Source organism: Arsenicicoccus sp. oral taxon 190 (assembly GCF_001189535.1).
Taxonomy (GTDB): Bacteria; Actinomycetota; Actinomycetes; order Actinomycetales; family Dermatophilaceae; genus Arsenicicoccus.
The window spans coordinates 952859-968391 of record NZ_CP012070.1 but is presented as its reverse complement, the minus strand read 5'-3'; the positions used below and the strand labels follow the sequence as shown (position 1 = coordinate 968391).

The following is a 15533-nucleotide window of genomic DNA, read 5'->3' as shown; positions in this document are numbered from 1 at the left end:
GTCGTCGTGGCGGGCGACGTCGCTGCGGTGACCGGGTGGGATCGACCGGCGTTGTCGGTGGTGTTCTCCACCCGTTGGGGCAGGCCCGCCCGCTAGGTAGGTTGCACACAACCGAGTTGCGCACAACCTAACTCCGTGCCAGGCTGGACGCATGGAGCAGGACCTCGCACTCGACCGGCAGCTGTGCTTCGCGCTCTACAGCGCGGCGCGGGCGGCGACCGGTGCCTACCGCGAGGGCCTGGCCAGGCTGGGCCTGACGTACACGCAGTACGTCACGCTGCTGGTCCTGTGGGAGACCGACGGGCTGTCCGTCGGCGAGCTCGGGGCCAGGCTGCAGCTCGACAGCGGCACCCTGTCGCCCGTGCTGCGGCGGTTGCAGGAGGCCGGCCACGTCGAGCGGCGCCGCAGCGCCGACGACGAGCGCCGCGTCACGATCCACCTCACGGTGGCCGGCCGCGCGCTCGAGACCCAGGCTGCCGCCATACGCGCGCAGCTGCACAGCTCCGTCGACCTGACGTCGGCCGAGGCCGAGACGCTGCTCGCGCTCGCGCAGCGCGTCGCCCGCGCGCCCGGTCCCCGCTCCTGACCCGCCCGAACGCCCGCCCGAACCCCCGCCCGACCCCGATCGGAAGGAACACCCCCATGCACACCCTCTACACCGCCGAGGCGCTCGCCACCGGCGCCGGCCGCGACGGCCACACCCGCTCCAGCGACGGGCGCATCGACCTCGACCTCGCCGTCCCCACCGAGATGGGCGGGTCGGGCCAGGGCGCCAACCCCGAGCAGCTCTTCGCCGCGGGATACGCCGCCTGCTTCCACTCCGCCCTCCAGCTCGTGGCCCGTGAGGCCAAGGCCGACCTCGGCGACTCCTCCGTCGGCGCCCGCGTCGGCATCGGTCAGCGCGACGGCGGTGGGTTCGGCCTGACGGTGGCGCTCGAGGTCGTCATACCGGCCCTGCCCCACGACCAGGCGCAGCAGCTTGCGGACCGGGCCCACCAGGTCTGCCCCTACTCCAACGCCACGCGCGGCAACATCGACGTCACCGTCACGGTGGTGGAGGACTGATGACCCAGCTGCCCACCACCACCCGCCAGATCGTCCTCGCCTCCCGCCCGACCGGCTGGCCGACCCCCGAGGACTTCCGCCTCGAGACCGTGGACCTGCCCGAGCTCACCGACGGCCAGGTGCTCGTGCGCAACACCGCGATGTCCGTCGACCCCTACATGCGGGGCCGCATGAACGACGTGAAGTCCTACGTCCCGCCGTTCCAGCTCGACCAGCCCCTCGACGGTGGCGCCGTCGGCGAGGTCATCGCCTCGCGCGGCGACATCCCCGTCGGCACGCAGGTGCTCCACGGCCTCGGCTGGCGCGAGCACGCCGTCGTCCCCGCCGACAAGGTCTCGCCCATCGACACCGCGCGGGTCCCCGACTCGGCCTACCTGGGTGTGCTCGGGATGCCCGGGCTCACCGCCTATGCCGGGCTCATGGCCGTGGCGGACTTCCACGAGGGCGACGCGGTCTTCGTGTCCGGCGCGGCCGGCGCGGTGGGCTCCCTCGTCGGGCAGATCGCCCGGCTCTCCGGCGCCTCCCGGGTCGTCGGCAGCGCGGGCTCGCCCGCCAAGGTGCAACGCCTGCTCGACCTGGGCTTCGACGCGGCCTTCGACTACCACGACGGGTCCGTCACCGAGCAGCTGAAGCAGGCCGCCCCGGACGGCATCGACGTCTACTTCGACAACGTCGGCGGTGACCACCTCGAGGCCGCGATCGCCCGGCTCAACCTGCACGGCCGGGTCGCCATGTGCGGCGCCATCGCGCAGTACAACGCGACCGAGCCGACGCCCGCCCCGCGCAACCTCGCGCTGGCGATCGGCAAGCAGCTCACGCTGCGCGGCTTCCTCGTCGGCTCCTACAGCCACCTGGCCGACGAGTTCCGATCCCGTATGACGGACTGGGTCGCCGCCGGCCTCATCACCGTCGACGAGACCCGCCGCGAGGGGCTCGACGCGGCGCCGCAGGCCTTCATCGACCTGATGCGCGGCGCCAACACCGGGAAGATGGTCGTCACGCTCTGACCCGCCGCAGGTAGACACATCCGCCTGGCTTCGCGCGCCAGGCGGATGTGTCGACCCCAGGCTGGTTCCTCGAGGCCAGGTAGGTCCGGCGAAAGCGGCCTACGGTCGCGGGGGCGGTCAGTGGGCCGTCCAGGCCCCGTCCATCGGGTAGGAGGACCCCGTCATCGAGGCGGCCGTGGGGCCGGTCAGGAAGGCCACCAGCTCGGCCACCTCCGCGGGCTCGACCAGCCGCTTGAGCGCCACCGGGGTCAGCATGATCGTGTCGACCACCTCGTCCTCGCTGATCCCGTGGGTCCGCGCCTGGTCGGCGATCTGCTTCTCCACCAACGGGGTCCGGACGTAGGCCGGGTTGACGGTGACGCTGGTGACGCCGTGCTCGGCGCCCTCCAGGGCCACGGTCTTGCTCAGTCCCTCGAGCCCGTGCTTGGCGGTGACGTAGGCCGACTTGAAGGCGCTCGCTCGCAGTCCGTGCACCGACGAGACGTGCACGATCCGACCGAAGCCGCGGGCGTACATGTGCGGGATCGACTGACGCACCAGGTAGAACGGGGCGTGCAGCATGAGCCGCATGATCAGCTCGAACTTCTCCAGGGGGAAGTCCTGGATCGGGCTGACGTGCTGGATGCCGGCGTTGTTGACCAGGATGTCCACGTCGTGCGGCAGCCGCTGCACGGCGTCGAGGTCGGACAGGTCGCACGGCAGCGCCTCGACCCCGTCCACCTCGTCGACGAGGCGGTCGAGGCCCTGCGCGTCCAGGTCCACGGCGAGGACATGGGCGTCGCTCGCGGCCAGCGTCTCGCAGACGGCGCGGCCGATGCCGCTGGCCGCCCCCGTGACGAGGGCGCGGCGTCCGGAGTGGTCGATGGTGCACTGATACATGGGTCAGGGTTCCTCTCAGACGAGTCCGGTGGCGTAGTAGACGGCGATGGCGACGAAGACGGCGACGGTCTTGATGACCGTCATGACGAAGATGTCCTTGTAGGACTGCCGGTGGGTCAGCCCCGTCACCGCCAGCACCGTGATGACGGCGCCGTTGTGCGGCAGCGTGTCCATGCCGCCGGAGGCCATCGCGGCGACCCGGTGCAGCACCTCCATGGGGATGCCGCTGGCCTGGGCGTTGGCGATGAACTGGTCCGCCATGGCACCGAGGGCGATGCTCATCCCGCCCGACGCGGACCCCGTGATGCCGGCGAGGGCGGTGACGCTGATCGCCTCGTTGACCAGGGGGTTGGGGATGGCCTTGAGCCCGTCGGCCACGACCGCGAAGCCGGCGAGGGAGGCGATCACGGCGCCGAAGCCGTACTCCGACGCGGTGTTCATCGTCGCCAGCAGCGCCCCCGAGATCGCCGGCTTGGACTGCTCCGCGAAGGTCTTCGTGATCGGCCGCCACGCCGTGGCGAAGACCATGAGGATCCCGAGCAGGAGCGCGCCCTCGACGGCCCAGATGGCGACGTTCTCCGCCGTGGGGACCGTCACGGGCTTGATCTTGCCGACCACCGTGGAGTCGAAGGTCGAGGCCTTGCCGAGCCAACCGGGGATGAGGGTGGTGAGAACCTTGTTGGCGACGCCGACGAGCACCAGCGGCAGCAACGCCACCAGCGGGTGGGGCAGCTTGCCGCCGCGGTAGGGCTCCGGCTCGTTGGCGTGGCCGGTGCCGTAGCCCTCGCCGCGGGCGTGGGCGCGGCGGCGCTGCCACTCCAGGTAGGTCATGCCGAGGCACAGCACGAAGACCGCCCCGACGAGACCGAGGACCGGGGCGGCATACGCGTCGGTCTTGAAGAAGGTGGTGGGGATGATGTTCTGGATCTGCGGGGTCCCGGGCAGGGCGTCCATGGTGAAGGTGAACGCGCCCAGCGCGATGGTGGCGGGGATGAGTCGCTTGGGGATGTCGCTCTGGCGGAACATCTCGGCGGCGAACGGGTAGACGGCGAAGACCACGACGAAGAGGGAGACACCGCCGTAGGTGAGGATCGCGCCCACGAGGACGATCGCGAGCATCGCCCGCTTGGCGCCGACGAGGCGCATCACGGCGGTCACGATCGAGGTGGCGAACCCGGACGTCTCCATCAGCTTGCCGAAGAGCGCGCCGAGGAGGAACACCGGGAAGTAGTTCTTGATGAAGCCGACCATCTTGTCCATGAACAGCCCGGTGAAGACCGGCGGGACCAGGTCCGGCGAGGTCAGCAGGACCGCAAGCATCGCGGCGATGGGGGCGAAGAGGATCACGCTGTGACCGCGGTAGGCCATGACCATCAGGAAGACCAGCGCCGCGACGACGATCAGAAGGCTCAAGGGGGCTCCGTCCATCCGCTGCGACCGTCCACGTCGGCGATCGCCCGCGGCGGAACCTAAGCACACGCCGCGCGGGTCCCGCCACCGGGGACCGCGGTGCGACCACTGTGCCTGCGGTGACAGGTGAGGTTGATGAGGCAGGTCGCGGCCACTCATCTCGCTCGCTGCCAAGTCCCTGCCGCCTCGCCCGTCACGGGATGCTGGAGGTCCTCGTCCCGAAGGAGCACCGATGCACACCGAGCGGCACCAGACGCCCGCCACCGTCGACCAGGTGTGGGCGGTCATCGCCGACGGCTGGAGCTATCCCTGCTGGGTGGTGGGCGCCTCCCGGATGCGCGCCGTGTCTGGAGACTGGCCCGCGCCCGGCGCGCGCCTGCACCACTCCGTCGGCGCGTGGCCCGCGCTGCTCGACGACGACACCGAGGTGGTCGAGTGCGAGCCCGGCCGACGGATCCTGCTGCGGGCCAAGGCGCGTCCGTTCTTCGGCGTGGCCGCCGTGGAGATCACCCTCGAGCCGCAGGGCGGCGGCACGCTCATCAGCATGCGTGAGGACGCCTCGCAGGGGCCGGGCCGGTTCGTGCCCCAGGCCGCCAGGCAGGCGGCGATCGCCCGGCGCAACAGCGAGACCCTCACCCGGCTCGCCCTGATCGCCGAGCACGCGACGGAGCCGCGCCGCTCCTGACGAGCGAGCCGGCGACACCGGCAGGCCGTATGCCGATATCCCGCCCCCGGTGCTGCGGTCAGCGCAGGGTGGGGCGCTCGGCATACAGGCGGTGCAGGGTGGCCAGGGAGAGGTGACGTGCCGGTCGGCCCCACCAGGCCTGGTCGGCCAGGGCGGCCCGGGCGGCCAGGTAGCCGCAGCCGCCGTGCACGCCGCCGCCGGGGTGCGTGGCGGCGCTGCCGAGGTAGAGCCCGTCCACGTGGGTGCGGGGGCCGCCGAGCCCGGTCACCGGGCGCCAGATGGCCTGCTGCCACAGCTGCATCGTGCCGCCGCCGACCGCGCCCTCGCCGAGGTTGGCGTTGCTGTCGTGCAGCGCCCGCGGCGTCTGGTCCCATCGGTCGATGACGTGGTCGCGCCACCCGGGCGCCAGGTCGTCGAACATCGCCTCGCAGCCCTCGGTCAGCCGGGCCGCGCTGTCGGGGTCGGTGACGCCCCGCGGCAGGTGGGTGTAGAGCCACAGCGCCTCGGTGCCGTCGGGCGAGCGGGTCGGGTCGATCGTCGTCATCTGCCCCACCAGCGCGAACGGCCGCTCCGGGACCCGCTCCGAGCCGAGGTCGGCCGACCAGCGCACGAGGCCGTGGCGGTCCTGGCCGGCGTGGACCACCGCGGCGCCGTGGGCGTGGCGCGCGGTCCACGGCATCGGCGCGGCGAGGCGGTAGTTGAGCTTGAGCGTCGGCAGGTCCCACGCGAACCGGTCCAGCCGGCTGCGCAGCCCGACGGGTATGGCGTCCTGCGGCAGCAGCCTCTCGTAGAGGTCGGGCGCGCTGGTGTCGGCGATGACGGCGCGGCGGGCCCGGATCCGACGGCCGTCGGCGGTCTCGACGCCGTGCGCCCGGCCGCCGGCTAGGGCGATGCGGGTGACGAGCTGACCGGTCTCGACGCGGGCTCCCGCCTGCTCGGCGCGCGCTCGCAGCGCCTGGGCCAGGGCGCGGGTGCCGCCGCGCGGCGACGGGAATCCGACGTCCTGGGCGAGCATCGTCATCAGCCAGCCGAAGAGCCCGCTGCCGGGGGCCTCCGGCGGGATGTCGGCGTGCATGGCGTTGCCGGCGAGCAGCTGGCCGCCGCGGGCCCCGCCGAAGAGCTCGACGCCCATCCGGTCCACCGGCAGCATCGCGAAGCGCACGAAGTCGGGCAGCTGCGTCGCGCCGACCCGGGCAAGCACGGGCCCGAGCGAGCGCACCGGGGGCCACCGGGTCAGCAGCGCCGCCAGCAGCGGCTCGCGCAGCTGCTCCCACTGCCGGCACAGGCGCAGCCAGCTCTCGCCGTCGCCGGCGTGGTCCTGGTCGAGCAGCGCCGCAGTCTCCTCGGCCGTCGGCTGGACCACGGACCCCTCGGTGTCGTCGCCAGCGGCGACGTGCACGACGGGGCGGGGGGCGTGGCACCAGCTGAGGCCGTGCTGCTCCAGGTCGAGCTCCCGCAGTACGGGGGAGACGGCCCCGAGCGGGTGGCAGGCGCTGAACTCGTCCAACACCCAGCCGTCGACGTCCCGGGAGGCGACGGCGCCGCCCACGGTGTCCCGGGCCTCCAGGACCAGGACGTCCCAGCCGGCGTCGGCCAGCGTGCTCGCCGCGACGAGACCGTGGTGGCCGCCCCCGACGACGACGGCGTCGACGGTCTCCACGGGGCCGGCCGACCGGGACGGGCTGCTGCTGCGCGAGGTGGTCATGGAGGGGTCATGCCCCGACGCGCGCCCGTCCACCCGTCAGCGATGCGAGGTCGTCGTCGCCTCGTCGCCGCGGTCGGTGGCCGTCGCCCCCACGAGCTCGCGGTCCTCGCGGTGCCCGAGGTCCTGGTGGCGGGCCCGGCGCCGGTGGGCGAAGAGCAGCAGCAGGCCCAGCGCCAGCAGCAGCGCGCCGAGGACGAAACCGACGGGCCCGAGCAGGTCCCGCACGAAGGCGAGGGCCTTGGCCTTGGGGGCGTACTCGTCGGCGAGGGCCTTCTGGGTCGCGTCGGTGTAGGCGATGGTGCCCTTGACGAGCGTCACCCGGCCCGCGTCGGACACCAGGGTCCGCTCGATCTGCTCCTGACCCTTGAGGATGACGCCGGTCGTCGGCTCTACCCAGAAGGTGCGGGTGTTGGCGTAGTCCACGGAGGCGTCGACGCTGCCGATGGCGTCCGCCACGAACATCGACCGCGGCACCGACTGGCTGCCGGGCAGGCGGGTCGTGGGGATCTGCTGCTCGTAGACCTGGGTCGTGACGCCCTGGATGGTCTCGTTGCGGACGTAGGACGCGTCCCGCGCGCCCTTCAGCTCGGCGTCCCAGAAGGGGTAGGAACGCTTCTGCGCGTCGAAGGGGAACTTGAAGAACAGCCCCTCGTGCCGGCTCGACGCGGTCCGGCCCGGCTCGTCGAGCGTGCCCACCGACGTGTAGTCGCCGCAGCAGTTGGTGGTCATGGCGCTGACTCGGTCGAGCGAGACGCCCTCGTTGGTCATCGCGATCGGCTGGACGTCCACGATCTCGGTCTTGAGACCCATCTGCCAGAAGGCCTGGGTGTCACGCTGGGACTCGGGCACCTTGCCGGGGATGCCGGTGACGTTGCGGGTGTTGCGGACCCGCTGGCCGGTCAGCGGCGCGAAGTGGACGGTCTTGCCGTCGCCCCACACCCGCATGACGGAGACGCCGGTGCCCTCGGACACCGCCGTCGTGGACTGGTCCAGCTTGACCTTGGCCAGCCGGTGGTAGACCGCGTCGGCGCGCAGCCCGAGGACGAGGGCAAGGACGCCCAGGAAGACGGCGAGACCGCCGAGGATGCGACGCATGGGTGGGACTCCTGCTCAGGGAACGGCGACGGTGACGTTGACGAGTGGGTGAGTCGTGGACCCCGACGGGTCTACTGGTGGGTAGCGACGGAGGTTTCCGGGACTGTACCAGCCGGTAGCCCCCTTGTCTGCCCCCCTCCTCGCCCCCACCGCCGCACGGGTTACCGGGGGGTCACAAACGCGCCGCCGCCGACTACCCTCCTGCCATGCTCCAGCGCCGGACGACCAGGTTCGTGGCCCTCGACGGCCTGCGGATCGTCGGCGCGCTGCTGGTGCTGACGACCCACGTCGGCTTCAGCAGCGGCGACTCGCTGCACGGCGCGTGGGCGGGCCTGCTCGCCCGGATGGACGTGGGCGTCCCGATCTTCTTCGTGGTCTCGGGCTTCCTGCTCTACCGCCCGCACGTCCGGCTCCGCCTCGGCAGCGCCACCGACGCCGAGGCGGCCCGGGCCCGTGACCTGCGGTCCTACTGGCGCCACCGGGCGCTCCGGGTCCTGCCGGCGGCGTGGGTCGCGGTGCTCGCCGCCGCGCTGCTCGTCGAATGTCCCGCCCACGTCGGCCCCGAGCAGTACCTCCGGATCGCGACGCTCACCCAGATCTACACGCCACAACCCTCGGTGCCCGGCCTCACCCAGATGTGGAGCCTGTCGACGGAGTGGGCCTTCTACCTCGTCCTGCCGCTGCTGGCCTGGCTGCTCTCCCGCCTGCGGGGCCGCCGCTGGGCCCGGTCGGCCCTGCTGACGCTCGCGGCCTCGCCCCTGGCAGCCACGGCGTGGATCGTGCTGACGCACGATCGCTGGTCCGGGACGGCCAACCTGTGGCTCCCGGCCTACCTCGGCTGGTTCGGAGCCGGTATGGCGCTCGCGGTGTGGCACGAGGGCCGCCAGGTCGACGCGTTCCCCCGCACCGCGGTGGACGACCTCGTGGCAGCGCCGGGCACCCTGTGGGCCGCGGCCGCCGCGGTCTACCTGCTGCTGGCCACCCGCCTGGCCGGCCCCCTCGGCCTCGACCCGGCGACGACGCTGGAGGCCGCCACCAAGAATGTCGGCTACACCGTCCTCGGGCTGCTCGTCGTGCTCCCCTGCGTGGCCGTCGACGTCACCGGCTCCCGGGTCGTGGCGGCGCTCGGCTCCCGGCCCGGCCGGGTCCTCGGCGACCTGTCCTACGGCGTCTTCTGCTACCACCTCGTGGTGCTCCAGCTGGTGGCGGACGCGATCGGGCACCGGCCCTTCGACGGGGACTTCGCGGTCCTCTGGCCGGTCACGCTCGTGGGGTCGCTGGCCGTGGCGACCGTCAGCCACCGCTGGCTGGAGGCGCCAGTGATGCGCTGGGCCCGGCGGCAGGACCGCCGACGCGGGGTCAGGGGCGGCGCGTGGCGCCGGCCGGCCCTGCGGATGGCTGGGGCTGGCGCTGGGGCTGAGGCTTGGGCTGGGGTTGGGTCTTCGTCGGCTGCGACTGGGACTCGTGCTGAGACTGGGGCGTCGTCGGCTGGGACTGAGGCTCCAGCTGTCGCGGCGGGCGCCGACCTGACACCCACCGCCCCGGCAGGTGCAGCGTCGCCAGCGCCACGGCGGTGAGGGTCGCCGCCTGCACCCACCACGAGTGGATCGCGGCGCCCCCGGCTCCCCAGGGCCGGGCCGCGACGAGCGCCACCGCCACCGCCCCCGGGACGACCGTGGCGGCGGCCCGGGCCACGCCCTCCCGGCGCCACAGCGCCCCGGTCACGCTCCACGCCGTCGCCAGCAGCACCGCGACGACCCCGGCGGCGCCACCCACGAGCGGCAGCAGCACCACCGCGGCGGCGGCAGCCAGCCAGCGGGCTCCCCGCGCCTCGCGCAGCGGCCCCGCGCCGGCGTGCCGTGCCGCGACCCGGCGCTCCCACCACACCCCGGCCCCGACGAGCAGCAGGGCGAGGAACCCGGCGGCGAGGGTGACGGCATACGGCACCTGGGGGGTGAAGGTGGGCCGGACGACCGTGGCGGGCCCGGCGGGGACGACCCAGCCCTGGCGGCGGCCGTCGAGCCGGATCGGCGTCAGGGGGTGCCCGGCGTCGTCGGTGGCGCGCCAGCCCGGGTTGGCGTTGTGGGGCAGCACGAGGACGGTCGCCGTGGCACGCTCCGGCAGGGGGTAGCCGCCGTCCCGGGCCGCGACGTCGGTCCCGGTCGTCGCGCCGCGCCGGACGGGGGCGGCCAGGGTCGCGAGCTCGAGCGACACCGGTTGCACGGACTCGGAGGCCGCGGCGGACAGGAGGTGGTCCCCGGGGTCGAGGGTGAGGGCTTCGGCGCCGTCGCAGGGCAGCCAGGCGAGCGGGCGCTGGTCGAGGACGTCGCCGACCGTGGCCGCGAGGCGGGACCGCCAGGTGCGGCCGTCGACGCGCAGCTCCGGGCCGTCGCCGCACCGCTGGCCCACCGGGGCGCCGCGGTCAAGCGGCCGGACCAGGTCCTCGGCGCCGAGCAGGACCACCTCGGTGACGCCGACGGGGAGGGTCTGCACGTAGCGGGACACCGGCTCCATCGAGCGCGCACCGTCCCAGCGGGTGAAGGTCACGCTGAGCCGGTCCGTCGTCGCGGTGAACCGCACCGTGCCGTCCAGCGCGACCGGCAGGTCCCGCACCGAGCCGTCCCCGAGCCGGACCTCTACCCGGCGGGGGCGCGAGGCCGGGAGGTAGGGATCGTTGTCCAGCCGCAGCCCGGTCAGGCGGCGCGGCGCCGGGAGGGTGAGGCGCAGCGTGGGTCGGGGGTCGGTGGGCGCGGCGATCCAGCCGGTGTGCGGGTCGGCGTCGACCACGGCGCCCGGACGCGCCACGATCGACGGGATCCGGCTCGAGCTGGCGGTCGCCCGCACCCGCGTGGGGGCGTCGAGCAGGCTGGCGGCGTCCTCGGTGGAGCGCATGGACACCGTGCCGGACCAGCCGTAGGTCGCGTTCTTGCTGGTCGAGAGCTCGCGATAGATCCCCCCGGCCTCCTCGCCGGACTGCGTCAGGGTGTCGGCGCACAGCGGGCGGCCGCCCTGGCGCAGGCAGCCGGTGCGGCCGGTCTCCTCGCGGCGCACGAGCACGACGTCGGGCGAGCCGGACGGGGTCGGGGGCATGACGAGCCGCGGCACCGCCCGCAGCCCCGGTATGGCGATCTCGCTGACCGCGAAGCCGCGCTGGACCCCCTCGGTGGTGGTCCGCAGCGTCAGCCGCACCCGCGCGCTGGGGCCCGGGGGCAGCAGCAGCGTCCCGGCGGCCCCGGGCGAGCTGTCGGCGTCGACGCGCATCGTGGTGGTACCGGCGTCCGTCGTGACGTCCACGAGCACCGGCGCCGCAGCACCCGGCCCGGGCGAGGCGAAGGTGACGAGGGTCCCGGTGAGGTCGCGCGGCGCGGTCAGGCGCACCTCCAGCCACTCGCCGACCGACCGCTGGTAGGTGCCCGAGAGCCAGTGCGTCCCCGGGTCCCCGTCCAGGGCGGCCGCCGGGGAGTCCCCCGACGAGGTGTGGACCAGCGTGCCGGCGTCCGAGGCCGAGCTGGAGGCGCTGACCCCGGCGATCCCCTCCCACCGCAGCACCGTGCGCGGCGCCCGCGGGTCCACGAGGTAGTCCTTGACCCGCCGCGCGGTGCTGCCGGGGTCGTCCGCCGTGAGCACCGGTGACCGGTTGTCCGAGGCGCGCCCGAAGCTCACCTCCCGCCGCTGGTTGCCGTCGGCGAGGACCTCGGGCAGGCGGGTGCCGGCCGGGAGGGCCGCGCGGTCGTCCCCGAGGACCGTGACCCCGCCGGGCAGCCGACCGCCGACGGCGGGCACGTCCTCGGGGCCGCCGGTCAGCGACACCAGGTCGGTGACCGGCACCAGCCGGGCGTCGGTGACCGGCCCGGCGTCGTAGACCTCCAGGCTCGGGTAGGGCAGCAGCGTGTGCTCGTCGACCGTGAACGCGTCGCTCTCGTAGGCGCTGCCCGTCGGCGGCCCGAAGGTCTGCACCCGAGCGATCCCCGCGTCGGCGAGCGCCTGGTGCACCGCGATGACGGGGGCCTGGCGGGCCGCCGCGCGCAGGTCGTTGCGGACCACGAGGTAGCGGATGCCCGCGTCCACCAGGGACTGCCGCAGCGCCGGCGTGGCCGACCCCGTCCGCAGCGCCCGCTCCACCTCGTCGAGGTAGCGCGTGCTCCCCGCCGACCCGAGCGGCACCGCGTCGCGGACGGCGAAGGGCCGGCGCATCAGGGCCTGCAGGGGTTCGTCGCGCGGCGACCCCCAGGTCAGGTCCGCGAAGGGGGCCGCGGGGACCACGAGGACCGTCCCCGGACCGGGCCGGTCGTCGAGCCAGCGCGCGGCCTCGCGCCAGTAGTCGGGGATCTGCTCGTAGGCGCCGTCGCGCGGCAGCATCGCCGCGACCCCCGGCGCGGCCGCGGTCACCACGAGCGCTCCGACGAGCGCGCCGACCACCTCCCGGCGGATCAGCGGGGCGCCGGCGCGGCGGTGCCGGGCGGGGCCGGCCAGCGCGTGCGCGGCGTGGACCAGCCCGACCAGCACCGGGATCCGCAGCACCAGCTCGAACTTGTGGATGTTGCGCAGCGCCGCCAGTGGACCGTCCAGAAGGGCCCGCACCGGCTCGGCGACCGGCCCGTGCCCCGCACCGGAGAAGCCCAGCGTCAGCAGCACGAGCCCCGTCACCGTGGCGAGCCGCCAGAACCCCGCCTGCGGCAGCCCCTTGAGCGCCATACCGGCCAGGCCGAGGATCGCCGGGACCGTGGTGACCACGACCAGGACCGGCTGCGACACGACCAGCCAGCCGGCCGGCCAGGTCGGGCCGTCGGACAGGCGCAGGTAGGCCAGCCAGTGGGTGGTGCCCTGCACGGCGCTGAACGCGCTCGCGGTGCTCGTCGTCGCGGCGGCGTCCTCGATCCAGTCGAGGAAGGGCGGGCTGTAGCGGCCCAGCACCAGCAGCGGGCCGAGCCACCACGACCCGGCGAGCAGGCAGGCGACCAGCCAGGCCGCGAGGTCGCGCAGGCCCCGCCGCAACGGCGCCCGGGTCAGCCACCAGAGGGTGGGCAGCACCAGCGCAGCGCCGGTGGCGACGGCGTTGACCCCGCCGATGCAGCCGAAGGCCAGCGCCGACTGCAGCACCCGACGACGGGTGTGGCGAGGCCGGGGGTCCACGAGCGGGAGCAGCACCCAGGGCGCCATGGCCATCGGCCACACCTCGATCGAGGTGATCGCGATCTCGGTGAGGAATCGCGGCGACACCGCGAAGAGCAGCGCCCCCAGGTAGCGGCTCCACGAGCCGCCCACCCCGATGGCCCGGGTCAGCCGCCAGAAGCCGAGGAAGGCGGTGCACAGCACCAGCGACCACCACAGCCGCTGCGTCACCCACTCCGGGACCTGCGCGAGCCGCAGCAGCAGGTGGACCGACCCCATCGGGAAGAGGTAGCCGTAGGCCTGGTTCTGCAGCTGCCCGAGGTGCCCGGCAGGGTCCCACACGTGCAGCGCGCGCTGCAGGAAGGCCAACGGGTCCAGGGTCAGGTCCAGCTTGGTGTCGGGCACGACGCGACCACCGCCCTGCAGGAAGGCCAGGGCGGTGAGGAGCAGGCAGGCGGTGACCACACGGACCCGCCACACGACCGGTGGGGTCGAGGTCATCGCACCCGCAGCACGACCACGGCGTTCCACGAGGCGACCTCACGGACCAGGGGCACCCGGATCAGCCAGCGCGCCCAGGCCGGGTGGTAGCGCGGCAGCACCTCGACGGTCTCGACCCGGCCGTCGCGCTCAGCGGCGCGCAGCCAGGTGAGCATCCGGGCGATGGAGCAGTCGTAGAGGGAGCGCCCGAAGTCGTTCTTGGGGCGGTGGCCGTGGCGGCGGGCATAGCGGTCGGCCGCGCGTCGCCCGCCCAGGTAGTGCCACGGCGCGGTCTCGTGACCACCCCACGGCGACAGCCACGGCGTCCAGGACAGCACCACGGTGCCGCCGGGCCGGGTGATCCGCACCATCTCCTCGACCATCGCCTCCGGGTCGGGGACGTGCTCCAGGACGTTGCTGGAGTAGGCGAGGTCCACCACGTCGTCGGCGACCGGCAGCGCCAGCCCTGACGCGCGCAGCGTGTTGCCGGCGACCGTGCCGCGCCGCTCCAGCTCGCCGGCGTCGGGATCGATGCCGGCGTATCGCGCCCCCGCCTCGGTGAACGCGTCGGCGAAGTAGCCCGGCCCGCCCCCCACGTCGACCATCGTGGCGCCGTCCAGGTCGCACCACCGGCTCGCCTCGCGGACCGAGTCGAGCGCCAGCAGCCCGTAGAAGTAGGCGGGGTCGGTCTGCTCGACCGTGAACGCCCGGAAGAGCTGCACCGAGCGCCGCAGCGACCCGACGGGCGCCAGCGGGGGCAGCCGCCGCCCGGTCGCGGCGTGCCTCGGCGGACGGCGCGGCGGGTCGGCGGGGGTATGCGGCATACGGCCTGGTCGGGGGTCCGAGCCGTATGCCGCGAGCCCCGCTCCCGGGGCCGGCGTGGTCGCGTGGGTCATGCGCTGACCCGGCTGGGCTCGCCCGTGGGCGCCGTCACGACCTGGTCGGTGACGGCCACGGGCGGCTGGTGGGCGGCGGTGCGGGCGAGCAGCCGCTCCCAGCTGGTGACGGTGTCCTCCCAGGAGAAGCGCGCGGCGTGCTCCTCGGCGGCGAGGGCCATCCGGTGCCGCAGGTCGTGGTCCTCGAGGAGCCGCGCCACGGCCGCGACGAACCCGGGCAGGTCGTCGGCCAGCAGCCCGGTGTGGCCGTCGACGACGGACTCCGAGAGGCCTCCCGCGCCGTGGAACGCGACCGTGGGGGCACCGTGGGTGGCCGCCTCGATGACGTTGAGGCCCCAGCCCTCCTTGAGGCTGGGCGCGAGCGAGACCCACGCCGACGCGAGCTCGCGGTGCTTGGTCACCTCGTCGACGAACCCGAGGATGTCGACGACGTCCGCGGCCCCGACACGCTGGGCGTGCTCGACCACCTGCTCGCGCCACCACCCATCGCCCACGACCCGCAGCCGCAGCCCCGGGAACCGGTGCCGCAGCGCCTGCACGGCGTCGATCGCGAGCTCGACCCGCTTGTGCGGCACGAGGCGACCGAGCACGACGAGGCTGGGGTGCGGTGTGCGGGAGCTGCGGGTGGACCAGGGCACGTCGGTGCCGTTGTGGATCACGGAGACGTCGTCGGCCGCCACCCCGAGCTCGACGAGCTCGTCGCGGGTGCGCTCGGAGACCGAGACGTACTGGCAGCCGCGGTAGAGCCACGGCGCGACGCGCGACTCGAGCCACCAGCCGAGGTCGGCCACCGCGCGGTGGAAGACGACCGGCCACTGCTCCTTGTGGACGTGGTGGACGAGCACGACGACCGGGGACAGGGTGCCGAGGCGGGACCCGAAGGGCAGGCCGTTCTGGATGTCGACGACGACGTCGACGTGACCCTCCTCGCGCTCCAGGGCGCGCAGCCGCCGCACGGCCGCCGGGTAGACGCCGGCGCGTCCGCCCTGCCGGAGGATGCGGTAGCCGTCGAGGTGCTCCTCGGCGGGGGCGTCGCCGTGGGCGGCGCACAGGAAGGTGATGTCGTGCCCGCGCACGGCGAGGCCGGCGCAGACGTTCTGGGCGTAGCGCTCCGCTCCGCCACCCTCGGGGTGGGTGAGGTCGCGCCAGCTGAGGAAGGCGATACGCACGGCGGTGGGCGTAGGCCAGGTGGCGTGACG

General features: G+C 74.2%; 11 protein-coding genes and 1 pseudogene. 5 read left to right on the top strand and 7 right to left on the bottom strand.

Annotation, left to right across the window (positions count from 1 at the left end; all coding sequences use genetic code 11):
* The first annotated feature begins 151 nt into the window (after window positions 1-151).
* From ADJ73_RS04590 to ADJ73_RS04580, 3 genes are read left to right on the top strand one after another with little or no spacing between them, the layout of a single operon-like run.
* The gene (locus ADJ73_RS04590; RefSeq protein WP_050347300.1) at window positions 152-586 is read left to right on the top strand and encodes a MarR family winged helix-turn-helix transcriptional regulator; all 435 of its coding nucleotides are present in this window, start codon (window positions 152-154) and stop codon (window positions 584-586) included.
* A 56-nt stretch (window positions 587-642) separates the two neighbouring features.
* Complete coding sequence (locus ADJ73_RS04585; RefSeq protein ID WP_050347299.1) at window positions 643-1065, top strand: organic hydroperoxide resistance protein; 423 nt, start codon at window positions 643-645, stop codon at window positions 1063-1065.
* Window positions 1065-2072 carry an NADP-dependent oxidoreductase gene (locus ADJ73_RS04580; RefSeq protein WP_050347298.1) on the top strand — a complete coding sequence of 336 codons (1008 nt, stop codon included), beginning with the start codon at window positions 1065-1067 and terminating at the stop codon, window positions 2070-2072. The genes ADJ73_RS04585 and ADJ73_RS04580 overlap by 1 nt, the downstream gene beginning before the upstream one ends.
* 117 nt (window positions 2073-2189) lie before the next feature.
* Here the strand turns inward: ADJ73_RS04580 and ADJ73_RS04575 are convergent, their stop codons facing one another.
* The gene (locus tag ADJ73_RS04575; protein ID WP_050347297.1) at window positions 2190-2951 is read right to left on the bottom strand and encodes a 3-hydroxybutyrate dehydrogenase; all 762 of its coding nucleotides are present in this window, start codon (window positions 2949-2951) and stop codon (window positions 2190-2192) included.
* A 15-nt stretch (window positions 2952-2966) separates the two neighbouring features.
* Window positions 2967-4364 carry a GntP family permease gene (locus tag ADJ73_RS04570; RefSeq protein ID WP_050349257.1) on the bottom strand — a complete coding sequence of 466 codons (1398 nt, stop codon included), beginning with the start codon at window positions 4362-4364 and terminating at the stop codon, window positions 2967-2969.
* Between the two features lie 229 nt (window positions 4365-4593).
* Here ADJ73_RS04570 and ADJ73_RS04565 point away from each other — a divergent pair, with 229 nt between their 5' ends.
* On the top strand, window positions 4594-5046 hold the full coding sequence (locus ADJ73_RS04565; RefSeq protein WP_050347296.1) for an SRPBCC family protein: 453 nt from the start codon (window positions 4594-4596) through the stop codon (window positions 5044-5046).
* A 58-nt stretch (window positions 5047-5104) separates the two neighbouring features.
* Here ADJ73_RS04565 and ADJ73_RS04560 read toward each other — a convergent pair whose 3' ends face one another.
* Window positions 5105-6751, bottom strand: coding sequence for a phytoene desaturase family protein (locus ADJ73_RS04560; RefSeq protein WP_050347295.1), 1647 nt, complete (start codon window positions 6749-6751; stop codon window positions 5105-5107).
* 36 nt (window positions 6752-6787) lie between these two features.
* A complete protein-coding gene (locus tag ADJ73_RS04555; RefSeq protein ID WP_050347294.1) occupies window positions 6788-7846 on the bottom strand; it encodes a DUF3068 domain-containing protein in 1059 nt (352 codons plus the stop codon).
* 206 nt (window positions 7847-8052) lie between these two features.
* On the opposite strand from ADJ73_RS04555, the pseudogene ADJ73_RS17460 reads away from it, so the two are divergent.
* Window positions 8053-9081: pseudogene (locus ADJ73_RS17460) on the top strand (acyltransferase family protein); the annotation flags it as partial.
* 124 nt (window positions 9082-9205) lie between these two features.
* Here ADJ73_RS17460 and ADJ73_RS04545 read toward each other — a convergent pair.
* The 3 genes from ADJ73_RS04545 to ADJ73_RS04535 are packed head-to-tail and all read right to left on the bottom strand — an operon-like array spanning window position 9206 to window position 15503.
* A complete protein-coding gene (locus ADJ73_RS04545) occupies window positions 9206-13459 on the bottom strand; it encodes an alpha-(1->3)-arabinofuranosyltransferase domain-containing protein (protein WP_050347292.1) in 4254 nt (1417 codons plus the stop codon).
* Entirely contained in the window at window positions 13456-14334 is an 879-nt protein-coding gene (locus ADJ73_RS04540; protein WP_253272666.1) for a class I SAM-dependent methyltransferase, read from the bottom strand. Before ADJ73_RS04540 ends, ADJ73_RS04545 begins: the two co-directional genes overlap by 4 nt.
* On the bottom strand, window positions 14331-15503 hold the full coding sequence (locus ADJ73_RS04535) for a glycosyltransferase family 4 protein (protein ID WP_082176735.1): 1173 nt from the start codon (window positions 15501-15503) through the stop codon (window positions 14331-14333). The genes ADJ73_RS04540 and ADJ73_RS04535 overlap by 4 nt, the downstream gene beginning before the upstream one ends.
* Between the last annotated feature and the right edge of the window lie 30 nt (window positions 15504-15533).